Source organism: Arthrobacter sp. TmtSoilC48, assembly GCF_059739425.1.
This window is the reverse complement of record NZ_AP046049.1, coordinates 2,759,417-2,773,748: the sequence shown is the minus strand read 5'-3', so window position 1 is coordinate 2,773,748 and position 14,332 is coordinate 2,759,417. Positions and strand designations below refer to the sequence as shown.

The 14,332-nt window shown below is 62.0% G+C and carries 11 protein-coding genes; 10 read left to right on the top strand and 1 reads right to left on the bottom strand.

The annotated features are described in order from the left end of the window. Positions 1–34 precede the first annotated feature (34 nt). Positions 35–2,569, bottom strand: coding sequence for a DEAD/DEAH box helicase (locus tag AC6I97_RS13035; protein WP_497945069.1), 2,535 nt, complete (start codon positions 2,567–2,569; stop codon positions 35–37). A gap of 70 nt (positions 2,570–2,639) precedes the next feature. Between AC6I97_RS13035 and AC6I97_RS13030 the strand changes: the two genes are divergently transcribed. The 10 genes from AC6I97_RS13030 (at position 2,640) to AC6I97_RS12985 (ending at position 14,319) form a co-directional block, all read left to right on the top strand. Further along, positions 2,640–3,419, top strand: a complete 780-nt coding sequence (locus AC6I97_RS13030) for a trans-aconitate 2-methyltransferase (protein WP_497945068.1) — start codon at positions 2,640–2,642, stop codon at positions 3,417–3,419. A gap of 157 nt (positions 3,420–3,576) precedes the next feature. Beyond that, entirely contained in the window at positions 3,577–3,957 is a 381-nt protein-coding gene (locus AC6I97_RS13025; RefSeq protein WP_216925843.1) for a GntR family transcriptional regulator, read from the top strand. 65 nt (positions 3,958–4,022) lie between these two features. Further along, the gene (gene uvrA / locus AC6I97_RS13020; RefSeq protein WP_224090221.1) at positions 4,023–6,950 is read left to right on the top strand and encodes an excinuclease ABC subunit UvrA; all 2,928 of its coding nucleotides are present in this window, start codon (positions 4,023–4,025) and stop codon (positions 6,948–6,950) included. 111 nt (positions 6,951–7,061) lie between these two features. Next, positions 7,062–7,778 (top strand): HAD hydrolase-like protein, encoded by a 717-nt coding sequence (locus tag AC6I97_RS13015; protein ID WP_497945067.1) that lies wholly within the window; start codon positions 7,062–7,064, stop codon positions 7,776–7,778. Next, a complete protein-coding gene (locus tag AC6I97_RS13010; RefSeq protein ID WP_224164356.1) occupies positions 7,765–8,433 on the top strand; it encodes a lysophospholipid acyltransferase family protein in 669 nt (222 codons plus the stop codon). Before AC6I97_RS13015 ends, AC6I97_RS13010 begins: the two co-directional genes overlap by 14 nt. A 44-nt stretch (positions 8,434–8,477) precedes the next feature. Then, entirely contained in the window at positions 8,478–10,499 is a 2,022-nt protein-coding gene (gene uvrC / locus AC6I97_RS13005; RefSeq protein WP_497945066.1) for an excinuclease ABC subunit UvrC, read from the top strand. Between the two features lie 87 nt (positions 10,500–10,586). Continuing rightward, entirely contained in the window at positions 10,587–11,510 is a 924-nt protein-coding gene (gene rapZ, locus AC6I97_RS13000; RefSeq protein ID WP_224164358.1) for an RNase adapter RapZ, read from the top strand. Next, the gene (locus tag AC6I97_RS12995) at positions 11,510–12,526 is read left to right on the top strand and encodes a gluconeogenesis factor YvcK family protein (RefSeq protein ID WP_224090225.1); all 1,017 of its coding nucleotides are present in this window, start codon (positions 11,510–11,512) and stop codon (positions 12,524–12,526) included. The genes rapZ and AC6I97_RS12995 overlap by 1 nt, the downstream gene beginning before the upstream one ends. A gap of 13 nt (positions 12,527–12,539) precedes the next feature. Beyond that, the gene (whiA, locus tag AC6I97_RS12990; RefSeq protein WP_018777554.1) at positions 12,540–13,520 is read left to right on the top strand and encodes a DNA-binding protein WhiA; all 981 of its coding nucleotides are present in this window, start codon (positions 12,540–12,542) and stop codon (positions 13,518–13,520) included. 175 nt (positions 13,521–13,695) lie between these two features. Beyond that, positions 13,696–14,319 carry a superoxide dismutase gene (locus tag AC6I97_RS12985; RefSeq protein WP_216925790.1) on the top strand — a complete coding sequence of 208 codons (624 nt, stop codon included), beginning with the start codon at positions 13,696–13,698 and terminating at the stop codon, positions 14,317–14,319. Positions 14,320–14,332 lie beyond the last annotated feature (13 nt).

Below are 14,332 nucleotides of genomic sequence, written 5' to 3'. Positions count from 1 at the left end.
AAGCCGGTTGAGCTGGACCTGGGAGCCTGTTGGCTTAGAGCCGGTTGACGTTCGTCACGCGAACCACGGCTGTGCCCGTCTCATCGGAAGCCGCGAGATCCACATCGGCGGAGATGCCCCAGTCGTGGTTTCCGGCGGGGTCATCGAAGATCTGGCGGACCCGCCACGTGCCGGGTTCTTCGGTGATGATGAGCAATCCGGGTCCGCGGGCATCAGGTCCCGTGCCGATGTCATCGTGTTCATCGAAGTAGTCGTCCAGAACCTCTTCCCAGCGCTCGGCGTCCCAGCCGGCGTCGGCGTCCAGCTCACCCAGGGCGGCAGAGTCTTCGTCCGCAAACAGCTCCACCCTGCGGAACATTTCGTTCCGGACCATGACCCGGAAAGCCCTGATGTTCGTGGTCAATAGCGGCGGCGGAGGTGGGGGAGCGTCATGCGGTGTTGGCATGAGCCCTGAGGTTAGCTCCTCCCACTCGTCTAGGAGGCTGGAGTCCACTTGCCGGACAAGTTCACCCAGCCAGGCGATGAGGTCCTCGAGGTCCTCGCGCAGCAAGTCCTGGGGCACAGTCTGCCTGAGTGCACGGAATCCATCCGCCAAGTAGCGCAGGACGATGCCCTCGGAGCGGGCCAGGCCGTAGAACTGCACGAACTCTCCGAAGTTCATGGCACGTTCATACATGTCGCGGATAATTGACTTCGGCGCCAGCTCGAAGTCGCCCACCCATGGTGCAGCCTTTCGGTACACCTCGAAGGCTTGGCCAAGAATCTCCGCCAAGGGCATCGGGTACGTGACTTCATCGAGCATGGCCATCCGCTGCTCATATTCGATGCCGTCGGCCTTCATGGCGGCAACCGCCTCGCCACGGGCCTTCTTCTGCTGCGCAGAGAGAATCTGGCGCGGCTTCTCCAATGTGGCCTCGATAACCGAAACAACGTCCAGCGCATACGACGGCGACTCTGGATCCAGCAGTTCCAGCGCGGCAAGCGCAAACGGTGAAAGCGGTTGATTGAGGGCAAAGTTGGCCTGCAAGTGGACCGTCAAGCGGACAGAACGGCCTTCGGATTGTTGTTCATCTTCCGGAATGCGTTCAACCACACCCGCGGCCAGCAGTTCACGGTAGATGCCCAGCGCTTTCTTCATGAGTTTCAACTGCGCCGGGCGGTTCTCGTGGTTTTCAGTGAGCAAGCGCCGGGTTGCCTGGAACGGATCTCCTGGGCGTTCCATGAGGTTGAGGAGCATCGCGTGGGTGACCGTAAAGCTGGAACCCAAAGGCTCCGGAACCGACTCCACCAGCCGTTTGAACGTTGATTCACCCCAGGAAACGAAACCTTCCGGTGGCTTCTTCTTGACCACTTGGCGAAGCTTCTTCTGGTCGTCGCCGAACTTTGCCGTGGCCTTTGCCATGGCCTTGGCATTCTCCACTACGTGATCCGGTGCCTGGACCACCACGGTGCCGGCGGTGTCATACCCTGCGCGACCCGCGCGGCCGGCAATCTGGTGGAACTCGCGTGAGTTGAGCACCCGGGTGCGTACGCCGTCGTATTTGCTCAACGCCGTCAACAGAACCGTGCGGATGGGAACGTTGATGCCCACGCCCAGCGTGTCGGTCCCGCAGATAACCTTCAGGAGCCCGGCTTGTGCGAGTTGCTCCACCAGGCGGCGGTACTTGGGCAGCATGCCGGCGTGATGGACGCCGATGCCATGGCGGACCAGCCGGTTGAGTGTCTTTCCGAAGCCCGCGGCGAACCGGAAGCCTGCGATGAGCTCAGCGATGCGGTCCTTTTCCTCCCGGCTGCACATGTTGATGCTCATCAGGTTCTGGGCACGCTCGATCGCTTCTGCCTGGCTGAAGTGCACAACGTAGACCGGGACCTGCTTGGTGGAGAGCAGTTCTTCCAGTGTCTCGTGGACCGGAGTGAGGTGGTAGTAGTAATGCAGTGGAATCGGACGTTCGGCAGAGCTAACGGTAGTGGTGGGCCGCCCGGTGAGTTCGGTGAGGCCGGCTTCGAAACGGCTGACGTCACCCAGCGTCGCGGACATGAGCAGGAACTGGGCCTGCGGCAGTTCAAGCAGGGGAACCTGCCAGGCCCATCCGCGCTGGGGATCGGAGTAGAAGTGGAATTCATCCATGATCACGGTGCCAAGTTCCGCGGAAGCTCCCTCGCGGAGGGCAATATTGGCCAGGATCTCAGCGGTGCAGCAAATTATCGGCGCATCCTGGTTTACGCCGGAGTCACCCGTAATCATGCCAACGTTTTCGGCACCGAAGATGTCGCAGAGGGCGAAAAACTTCTCCGAGACCAAAGCCTTGATGGGAGCGGTGTAATAACTGCGCTGGCCACGGGCCATGGCCTCGAAGTGGGCCGCAATGGCGACCAGCGATTTACCCGACCCGGTGGGTGTAGCCAGGATGACGTTGGCTCCGGAGGCGAGCTCCATGATGGCTTCGTCCTGGGCAGCGTACAACTGCAAGCCGCGGCCTTCTGTCCACTCAACGAACCGTGTATAGATCTCGTCCGGACCCAACGGGTTGGAGGGGGTGGAACCAGGGAGCTGCTCAAGAAGTTTCATTGGTTTCCAGCTTAGTCCCCGGACGGTTTAGGCTCGCCCCAGCACTGTTGCCCAACGCCAGGAGGCTTATATGAGGTGGGATCCGTCCAAGTATGTGGAGTTCGGCAATCACAGGGACAGGCCGTTCCATGACTTGGTGGCCAGGATCCAGGCTGAATCGCCGCGGAAAGTGGTGGATCTTGGATGCGGCCCCGGCAACCTCACAGCCACACTGGCTGTCCGCTGGCCCGATGCGCGCGTGGTCGGCCTCGATTCCTCCGGCGACATGCTTGCGAAGGCAGATGGAGAGGCCCGGAAATTCGCCAACCTGGAATTCGAGCAGGCAGATATTGCTGGTTGGCAGCCTGACCAGGAGACAGACGTCGTAGTAACCAACGCCGCACTCCAGTGGGTTCCCGGGCACCAGGCCATGCTCGGTCACTGGCTGCGTGCACTTAAACCAGGCGCCTGGTTCGCGCTCCAGGTCCCGGGGAACTTCACATCCCCTTCGCACACTCTCATGAGGGAGCTTGCCGCGTCACCCAAATGGTCCTCCCGCCTTGGCGGCGTCCTTCGGCATGATGGCGTTGTGGGCAGTCCTGCGGACTACCTGGGTATCATGCTCGACGCCGGCTGCGCAGCTGACGCCTGGGAAACCACCTACCAGCAGCTGTTGCCGGGCAAGGACCCCGTCCTTGAGTGGGTGCGCGGCACAGGACTGCGGCCGGTACTGGCAGCGCTGTCTCCTGCAGATGCCGCCGAATTCGAGCAGGAATACTCCGCTTTGCTGCGCGAGGCATATCCGCCTACGGGCCACGGGACGGTGTTCCCGTTCCGTCGTATCTTCGCGGTGGCCCGGAAAGACAAATGAGCCGGCAGGACCTGTTGCCGGACGTAGCAATTAAGTTTCCTGCCGCCCGTGGCTTGTACCCTTTCCGCGTCGCTGGTCTAATTCTCGGCATGGACCATGGACGCTTCATTGAGCAGCAAACGCCCGGATGGCTTCCGGTACCCGGCCGGTTTTCGCGATGACTGCCATGGACGGCTTTCCCGGGAACTGGCGGCCCAACACCAGCAGCGGAGTTGCCCTTTTTGAGCAGCTGAGGCTGCGCATCATCGAACTCGCAGACTCCGGCGTCCTCGCAGTTGGAGCGAAGCTCCCGCCGGTGCGCAACCTGGCGGGTGTGTTGGATGTAGCCCCACATACAGTGGCCCGCGCCTATAAGGAACTGGAGGCTGCCGGCGTCGTCGCCACGAGGGGACGCAACGGCACCATCGTGTGTGCACGGGATGACCGCTGGGGCGCGCTTGCGGAAGTTGCCGCCCAGTATGCTGCTGCGGCAAAGGCCCAAGGAGCCTCATTCGCGGAGGCTGTACAGCTTCTTGCGGCCGCATATGACGCTGATTGATACCGATCGGTAGCATGTGAGGCACGACATGGAAATTCGAAGAAGTTTTCGATTAGCATTGGTAGGTGCCCAAAGCCTTAGCTGAAGATGCAGCCATCGATGCCCTGAAGAGTGTAGCCGTCGTCCCCGATACCAAGCCCACCAGGCCGGACCTGTCCCGGCTGGTAGTCAAGGGCGCGCGGGAACACAACCTGCGCAATGTAGACCTGGACCTCCCCAGGGATGCGATGATCGTGTTCACGGGCCTTTCAGGCTCAGGCAAGTCCTCCTTGGCATTCGATACGATCTTTGCCGAGGGGCAGCGTCGGTACGTGGAATCGTTGTCCGCCTACGCCCGCCAGTTCCTCGGCCAGGTGGACAAGCCGGACGTGGACTTCATCGAGGGCCTGTCGCCCGCGGTGTCGATCGACCAGAAATCCACCAGCAAGAACCCTCGCTCCACCGTGGGCACCATCACGGAAATTTACGACTACATGCGTCTGCTCTGGGCGCGTGTAGGCCGTCCGCACTGCCCGGTTTGTGGCGAGCCCATCGCCCGGCAAACCCCGCAGCAGATCGTTGACCAGCTGTTGGAACTGGAAAAGGGCACACGATTCCAGGTTCTCGCTCCTGTGGTTCGCGGGCGCAAGGGCGAGTTCGTGGACCTCTTCAAGGAACTCACGGCCAAAGGCTATTCGCGCGCACGGGTGGACGGCGAACTGGTACAGCTCAGCGAGCCGCCCAAGCTTGGCAAACAGTTCAAGCACACCATCGAGGTGGTGGTGGACCGCTTGGTGGTCAAGGAAGAGATCAGCCAGCGGCTCACCGATTCCATTGAAACTGCCTTGGGCTTGGCGGAAGGCCGGGTGCTGATTGAGTTCGTGGACCTTGACGCGGGGGACCCCGCACGTATCCGTGCTTTCTCCGAGAACCTCGCATGCCCCAACGAGCACCCCCTGGCCATCGATGAAATCGAGCCACGCTCTTTCTCGTTCAACAACCCCTTTGGCGCCTGCTCGGCCTGCAGTGGCATCGGAACCAGGCTTGAAGTGGACGAGGAACTGATTGTTCCCAATCCGGAGCTTTCCCTGGCACAAGGCGCCATCGCCCCCTGGTCCCTGGGCACCGCCACCACGGAGTACTGGAACCGCCTCCTGGAGGGCCTGGCCCATGAACTCGGCTTCTCCATGGACACCTCGTGGGAAAAACTCCCCAAGGATGTCCGGAACACCGTGCTGCACGGCAAGGACCACAAGGTTGTGGTCCAGTATCGCAACCGGTTCGGCCGGGAACGCAAGTACAGCACCGGCTTTGAGGGCGCCATCCAATATGTTCACCGCAAACACGGCGAAACTGACTCGGATTGGGCACGGGACAGGTACGAAGAGTACATGCGCCAGATTCCCTGCCCCGAGTGCAACGGTGCCCGGCTCAATCCTGCCTCGTTGTCGGTGTTGATCAATGGGAAGTCGATCGCTGAAGTCGCGGCCCTTCCCATGCGTGAATGTGCGTCGTTCCTGGGCAGCCTGACCCTGACCGACCGCGAGGCACAGATTGCCCACCAGGTCCTGAAGGAAATCCAGGCCCGGTTGACGTTCCTTTTGGACGTGGGACTTGAATACTTGAACCTGGAACGTCCTTCCGGGACCTTGTCCGGCGGTGAAGCCCAACGTATCCGCCTGGCTACGCAAATTGGTTCCGGCCTGGTGGGAGTCCTCTACGTCCTTGACGAACCTTCCATCGGTCTGCACCAGCGCGACAACCGCCGCTTGATCGAGACGCTGACCCGCCTGCGGGATCTCGGCAACACACTGATCGTGGTGGAGCATGACGAGGACACCATCCATGAAGCGGACTGGGTGGTTGACATTGGACCCGGCGCCGGGGAGCACGGCGGGCAAGTGGTCCATTCAGGTACCTACAAGGAGCTCTTGGAAAACAAGGACTCCCTCACTGGCGACTACCTGTCCGGCCGCCGCAAGATCGATGTCCCGGCCAAGCGCCGCAAGTACGACAAAAAACGTGAACTAAAGGTCATCGGTGCCAGGGAAAACAACCTGGACAATGTGGATGCCACGTTCCCCCTGGGGCTCTTCACGGCAGTGACGGGTGTCAGCGGTTCGGGCAAGTCCACGCTGGTGAACGAGATCCTTTACAAGGTCCTCGCCAACAAGCTCAATGGCGCCAAGCAGGTTGCCGGGCGGCACCGGAGCGTGAATGGATTGGAGCACCTGGATAAGGTGGTCCACGTCGATCAGAGCCCCATTGGGCGCACACCCCGCTCCAACCCGGCAACGTACACAGGCGTGTTCGACAACATCCGGAAACTGTTTGCCGAAACCACCGAAGCAAAGGTCCGCGGTTACCAGCCCGGCCGCTTCTCGTTCAACGTCAAGGGCGGCCGCTGCGAAGCGTGCTCCGGAGATGGCACATTGAAGATCGAAATGAACTTCCTGCCTGACGTCTACGTTCCGTGTGAGGTGTGCCATGGCGCCCGTTACAACCGGGAAACCCTTGAAGTGCATTACAAGGGAAAGACCATTGCCGATGTCCTTAACATGCCCATCGAGGAAGGCGCTGAATTCTTTGCTGCCTTCACCCCTATCGCGCGGCATCTGAACACCTTGGTGGACGTGGGACTGGGCTATGTCAGGCTGGGCCAGCCGGCCACAACCCTGTCCGGTGGCGAGGCGCAGCGCGTGAAGTTGGCTGCAGAACTCCAGAAGAGGTCCAACGGACGCAGCATCTACGTTCTGGACGAACCCACTACCGGTCTGCACTTCGAGGACATCCGGAAGCTGCTTATGGTCCTGCAAGGACTGGTGGACAAGGGCAACACCGTGATCACCATTGAGCACAACCTGGACGTCATCAAGTCCGCGGACTGGATTGTGGACCTCGGGCCGAACGGTGGTTCAGGTGGCGGCAAGATCGTCGCAACGGGCACGCCTGAGCAGGTAGCCAAGTCCACTGACAGCCACACCGCAACGTTCCTTGCGGAAATTCTGCGCTAACAGCCCGGATCGCCTTCCTGGACGCCTAAAGAATATCCTCAGCGGGGCAGAAGTATTCCGGTAGCGGCATGCGAGTTTCAGGCATGCCGCTACTCGTGAGAAACTAAGCCGGTGACTCAAACAACGGTGCCCGTAATTTTCGATCTGGACGGCACCCTTGTCGATCCAGCCGGCGGTATCACAGGAGGAATATCCGCGGCCCTGCGCGAAATGGACCTCCGGGTCCCGGAACAGGCCGTGCTGAACGCCATGGTTGGCCCCAAGCTCAGCGATGCACTTCTGCATCTGGCGAATGTTCCGACCGAATTGGTAGATGAAACCATTTCCCGCTACCGGCGGCATTACAGGGAAACCGGTATTGGCCAGAGCAAGTTGTATCCGGGAATATTCGACCTCCTTGAATTCTTTGCCGAAACGGGGCGGGCCGTCGCCGTTGCAACCCAGAAGCCTCAAGGTATTGCCCGGATTGTCCTTGAGCATCACGGTATTGCGGATTTCTTTGTCTCCATTAGGGGAGCTTCCGACGACGAATCGCTGGCAGCCAATTCCGCGTCCGGAAAGATCGGGATTGTTGGCGCGGCCTTGGCTGATCTCCACTCCCAGCCTGCTGTGATGGTGGGGGACCGGCACCAGGACGTGGCCGGAGCAATGGCCAATGGCCTTGACTGCATTGGTGTTGGCTGGGGTTTCGCTTCGGACGGCGAACTGGAGGAAGCCGGTGCGGTTGCCGTGGTCGGCAGCACCCTTGAGTTGCGAACCAAAATTGAAGAACTTGACGCTGTCCGCGCGGCGGCCCTGAGCGAGGTACAAAACGATGGCAGTCTTTGATGCGATCCGCTGGACAACGCGTGGACTGATCTCCACCACGTGCCGGCCCACGGTCATTGGACTGGAGAACGTGCCAACAGAAGGCCCGTTCATTGTGGCGCCAAACCATCTCTCTTTCCTGGACAGCGTCATTGTCCAGGCGCTCATGCCCCGTCCAGTAGCGTTCTTCGCCAAGGCGGAGTATTTCACCACCAAAGGCGTTAAGGGCGCCGTGATGAAGTCCTTCTTCGAAGCCGTCGGTTCCATCCCGGTGGAACGCGGTGAACAGGCTGCCAGCGTGCAGGCCCTGAAAACCCTCCTGGACATCCTGGAGTCCGGCAAGGGCATTGGAATTTACCCGGAGGGCACCCGCTCCCGTGACGGCATCCTTTATCGCGGCCGGACCGGCGTCGGTTGGTTGGCGCTCACCACGGGCGCACCTGTAATTCCCGTGGGCCTGATAGGCACGGAGAAACTGCAGCCAGCGGACAAGAACGCCGTCCGCCCCCAGCACTTCACCATGAAGGTTGGCGAGCCGCTCTACTTCGACAAGACGGGCCCGGACCATTCCCTTCCAGCACGACGCCAGGTGACGGACAAGATCATGGATGCCATAGCTGCCCTCAGCGGACAGGAACGGTCCTCAAGCTACAACCAAAGCAAGTCGGTGGACTGACCGGGCTGGCGTAGGCTGCCGATCCTGTTCACTAGACTGGAATCGTGGCAAATCCAGCAAGTTACCGGCCCCAAACGGGTGAAATTCCCACCACCCCGGGCGTCTACCGTTTCCGCGACCCCCACGGCCGGGTTATCTACGTGGGGAAGGCCAAGAACCTCCGTTCCAGGCTGAATTCCTACTTTGCAAACCCGTCCGGGCTTCTACCCAAGACGCATGCCATGGTCCATGCCGCGAGCAGCGTGGAGTGGACGGTTGTGGGTAGCGAATTGGAGTCGCTACAGCTGGAGTACACCTGGATCAAGGAATTCAAGCCGCGTTTCAACGTGGTCTTCAGGGACGACAAGACGTATCCCTACCTGGCCGTCACCATGGGGGAGAAGTACCCCAGGGTGCAGGTCATGCGTGGCGAACGCAAGAAGGGCACCAGGTATTTTGGCCCCTATACCGCGGGCGCTATCCGGGAAACCATGGACACCCTCCTTCGCGTGTTCCCGGTCCGCAGCTGCAGCGCGGGCGTTTTCAAGCGGGCACAAGCCAGTGGGCGCCCTTGCCTTCTTGGCTACATCGACAAATGCGCAGCACCCTGTGTTGGCCGCGTGACGCCGGAGGAGCACCGTGAACTTGCGGAGGACTTCTGCGCCTTCATGGGCGGGGAAGCCAAGCGCTTCATCAACCGGCTGGAAAAGGATATGGCGGCCGCCGTCGCAGAACTCGACTATGAGGGCGCCGCACGGCTCAGGGACGACATCATCGCTTTGCGCAAGGTCTTCGCACGCAACGCCGTAGTCCTCGCCGAGGATACGGACGCCGACGTCTTCGCGCTGCATGAAGACGAGCTCGAGGCGTCCGTGCAGGTGTTCCACGTCCGCGGCGGCCGGGTCCGTGGACAGCGTGGCTGGGTGGTGGAGAAAGTCGAAGACGCCACGACGCCGGAACTCATCGAGCACCTGCTGCAACAGGTTTACGGGGAAGACAGCGAGGTCCAGGGCCGCATTCCCCGGGAAGTACTCGTTCCGGAGAATCCGAGCAACCATGCCGAGCTGAGTGAATGGCTGGGCGGGCTCCGCGGGGCAAAAGTGGATATCCGCGTGCCCCAGCGTGGTGACAAGGCTGCGCTCATGTCAACGGTCCGCGAGAACGCTGAGCAGGCGCTGAAGCTGCACAAGACGCGCCGCGCCGGGGACATCACCGTTCGCTCGCTGGCCCTTCAGGAGCTTCAGGAGGCCCTTGAGCTTCCGGTTCCGCTGCTTCGGATCGAATGCTTCGATATCTCGCACGTCCAAGGAACCAACGTGGTGGCGTCCATGGTGGTGGTGGAAGACGGCCTGCCCAAGAAGTCCGATTACCGCAAGTTCTCCATCACGGGAGCGGCGGCAACCGACGACACCGCCGCCATGCACGATGTCTTAACGCGCCGCTTCCGCCACTACCTCACCGACAAGGCCGCCCAGGTGCCCGTCTCCGGTGAAATCATCAACCCAACCCGTGCGGGCACCGCCGCGGCTGCCCCTGGAACTGAAACGCCGCCGTCGGACCCCACCATGCCGGCCCCCAAAGCCAAGTTCGCGTACCCGCCCAACCTGGTGGTGGTGGACGGCGGGCAGCCGCAGGTCAACGCTGCAGCGCGTGCCTTGGCCGGGTTGGGCATCGACGACGTCTACGTGGTTGGCCTGGCAAAGCGCCTTGAAGAGGTCTGGCTCCCCGACAGCGACTTCCCCGTGATCCTTCCCCGGACGTCGCAGGGCCTGTACCTGCTCCAGCGCATCCGCGATGAAGCCCACCGCTTTGCCATCACGTACCACCGGCAAAAGCGCGGCAAGGCCATGACAGTGTCTGCCCTGGACGGCGTTCCGGGCCTGGGAGAAGCCAAACGCAAGGCCTTGGTGGCACATTTTGGGTCCCTCAAGAAGATCAGGGCGGCCAGTGTGGAGGAACTCACCTCCGCCAAGGGCATCGGTCCGGCGTTGGCAGCTGCAGTCGTGCAGCATCTGGGCTCCAGCGAAGACGCAGGTGAAACCGCTCCTGCCGTGAACATGACCACCGGCGAAATCCTCGAATCTTAGCTAGGGTAAGAACTTGACCGGTGGCCGCAACTGCGATGCCACCGGTCAGGCCGTAACAACCACTTGTCGAGGAAACGGGGACCACTGATGGATGAGGCAACGGCAGGAGCCGGCGCGGAGCAGGACGGACTAACGCCCGTCAAGCCGGCGGAGGCGGAACTGCTGGTGGTTACCGGCATGTCGGGGGCGGGCCGCAGCACCGCTTCGGACGCCTTGGAGGACCACGGTTGGTACGTTGTGGACAACCTTCCTCCCCAGATGCTTGGCACCCTGGCGGAAATTGTCTCGCACGCGCCCAAATCCATCCCGAAGCTGGCCGTAGTGGTGGATGTCCGAAGCAAGGACCTCTTTACCGACATCCAGACAGCTCTGGGGGCCTTGAGCGCCACCGGCATCACGTTCCGGGTGTTGTTCCTCGATGCCAGCGACGAAGTCCTGGTCCGCCGGTTCGAACAAGGCCGGCGGCCGCATCCGCTGCAGGGCGGGGGACGGATCCTTGACGGAATCGGCATAGAGCGTGAAGTCCTGCGCGAACTGAGGGAGCATGCCGACGTTGTCCTGGACACCAGTGAGTTCAACGTGCACGGCCTTGCAACAGCCATCACTGAATTGTTCAGCGATACCGGACCTGTGACGCTACGGCTGAATGTCATGAGTTTCGGGTTCAAGTACGGCTTGCCTGTTGACGCCAACTTCGTAGCCGACGCCCGTTTCATTCCCAACCCGCACTGGGTGCCGCAGCTACGTCCCCATACAGGACTGGATGAGGACGTCAGCGACTACGTGCTCTCTGCCGATGGGGTGCAGGATTTTGTCGACCGTTACGTCAAGGCCCTTGAGCCGGTCCTGGACGGTTACCGCCAGGAGAACAAGCACTACGCCACCCTGGCCGTGGGATGCACCGGTGGCAAGCACCGTTCGGTGGCAGTCGCCGTCGAGCTCTCCAAACGCCTGGCGCAATATCCGCGCGTCACCGTGACAACCACGCACCGCGACCTGGGGCGTGAGTAATGGGAGTCCTCACAGGTCCGTTGCCCCTCATCCCGCCAAAGGGCGTTCCGGGCAGCCAGCAAAACAAAAGTCCTTCCGTCGTGGCCCTCGGCGGCGGACACGGACTGGCCGCGTCGCTCTCCGCACTTCGTTTGTTGACGTCGGAACTGACGGCGATCGTCACGGTAGCTGACGACGGCGGCTCCTCCGGGCGTCTGAGGGACGAGTACGGCGTCCTCCCGCCCGGCGACCTGCGGATGGCACTGAGCGCGCTCTGCGACGACACCGACTGGGGGCGGACATGGCGGGACGTCATGCAGCACCGCTTCACTGCCGGCACCGCCAAGGGCGGTTCGCTTGACCACCACGCCATGGGCAACCTGCTCATCGTCACGCTCTGGGAGCTGCTGGGGGATACCGTGGCCGGCCTCAAATGGGCCGGGGCGCTGCTGGGCGCGCGGGGCCAGGTGCTGCCCATGTCCAGTGTTCCCCTGACCATTGAGGGCCAAGCCCGCGTGGAACTGCCCGGCGGTGGATATGAACTGCAGACCGTCAGCGGCCAGGCAAAGTGTGCCGTTGCGGGAAAACTGGACGAAGTGCGGCTGCTGCCCGAGGACGCCCGGGCCTGCACCGAGGCGCTCACCGCGATCGAGCTCGCCGATTGGGTCATCCTCGGACCAGGGTCCTGGTACACCTCGGTATTGCCCCATCTGCTGCTCCCCGAGCTTCGGCAGGCCTTGGGCGATACCGCTGCCAAGCGCTGCCTCACCATGAATCTTGACGTCGAAACCAAGGAAACGTCCGGCATGACGGCGGCCGACCACCTGGATGTCCTGCGACGCTATGCGCCGGAGTTCAGCGTCGACGTCGTACTCGCCGATCCCTCCGCGATCCAGGACCTGAAGGCCTTTGAGAAAGCAGCGGGGATGATCGGTGCGGAGGTGGTGTTGGGTAGAGTAGGGGCTTCGAGGCGCCGCCCTGTCCATGACCCACTGCTCCTGGCAGCGGCGTACCACGATATTTTCGGGAACAGTTAGGAATACACACGCGATGGCACTTACCGCGTCGGTCAAGGACGAACTGTCCCGGCTGGACATCAAGAAATCTTCAGTCCGCAAAGCTGAGGTTTCGGCGATGCTCCGCTTTGCGGGGGGCTTGCATATTATCTCGGGACGAATCGTTATCGAGGCTGAGGTGGACCTGGCTTCCACCGCGCGGCGGCTGCGTGCCGCGATAGCAGAGGTTTACGGGCACCAGAGCGAGATCATCGTGGTCTCAGGTGGCGGCCTGCGCCGGGGGAGCCGCTACGTGGTCAGGGTTGTCCGCGACGGCGAAGCCCTTGCCCGCCAGACAGGTCTGCTGGACGGTCGCGGCCGCCCGGTGCGCGGCCTGCCTTCCGTAGTTGTCAATGGATCCGCGGCCGATGCGGAAGCCGTCTGGCGCGGAGCTTTCCTTGCCCATGGATCCCTCACCGAACCGGGTCGTTCGTCGTCCCTGGAAGTAACCTGCCCAGGACCGGAGTCCGCGCTGGCACTGGTGGGTGCCGCCCGCCGGTTGGGCATACAGGCCAAGGCCCGCGAAGTCCGCGGCGTAGACCGCGTAGTAATCCGCGACGGTGACACTATTGCAGCGCTCCTTACCCGGATGGGCGCACATGACGCCTTGATGGTCTGGGAGGAGCGGCGCATGCGCAAGGAAGTCCGGGCTACTGCCAACAGGCTGGCCAACTTTGATGACGCCAATCTGCGCCGCTCGGCGCAGGCCGCCGTAGCGGCCGGCGCCAGGGTTGACCGGGCACTTGAAATCCTGGGCGATGATGTTCCGGACCACCTGAAGTACGCAGGCGAACTCCGGGTCGCCCACAAGCAGGCCAGCCTGGACGAACTGGGCCGCCTTGCCGATCCGCCCATGACCAAGGACGCCATTGCAGGCCGGATCCGTCGCTTGCTCGCGATGGCTGACAAACGCGCGCTTGATCTCGGAATTCCGGGTACGGAAGCAAATGTGACTCCGGAAATGATGGACGAATAGTTCCCGCCCATAGAATCGAGATCGTGTGGAGGAAATACTGCGAGGGCGCGGCGGGTTGTTCCCGTTGGTGGCAGGAGCAGGCTTCTTCCCCAGAGATTTCCGGCTGGCCTGCCGGCCGGATGAACACAACGAGAGTTACCAAACCGGACTTCGGTCCATTACATTGGAGGATTTCGTGACAGAGTACGTTCTGCCCGAGCTCGGCTACGACTACGCAGCTCTTGAGCCGCACATTTCGGCGAAGATCATGGAGCTGCACCACAGCAAGCACCACGCCGCCTACGTTGCAGGTGCCAACAACGCCCTCAAGCAGCTCGCTGAAGCCCGCGAATCGGGCGACTTCGCCAACATCAACCGCCTCTCCAAGGACCTCGCGTTCCACACCGGCGGCCACATCAACCACTCCGTGTTCTGGAACAACATCTCCCCGGACGGCGGCGACAAGCCTGAAGGCGAACTCGCAGCAGCCATCGAGGACGCTTTCGGTTCGTTTGACGCTTTCCGTGCCCAGTTCACCGCTGCCGCACTGGGCCTGCAGGGTTCCGGTTGGGCCTTCCTGGCCTACGAGCCCATCGGTGGCAACCTCGTCATCGAGCAGCTCTACGATCAGCAGGGCAACGTCGCCGTTGGCACCACCCCGCTGCTCATGCTGGACATGTGGGAGCACGCGTTCTACCTGGACTACGTCAACGTCAAGGCTGACTACGTCAAGGCATTCTGGAACATCGCGAACTGGGCAGACGTCGCCAAGCGCTTCGAAGCAGCCCGCGCCAACGCTACGGGCCTCATCGTTCTGTAGCTGGTGAGGCCCG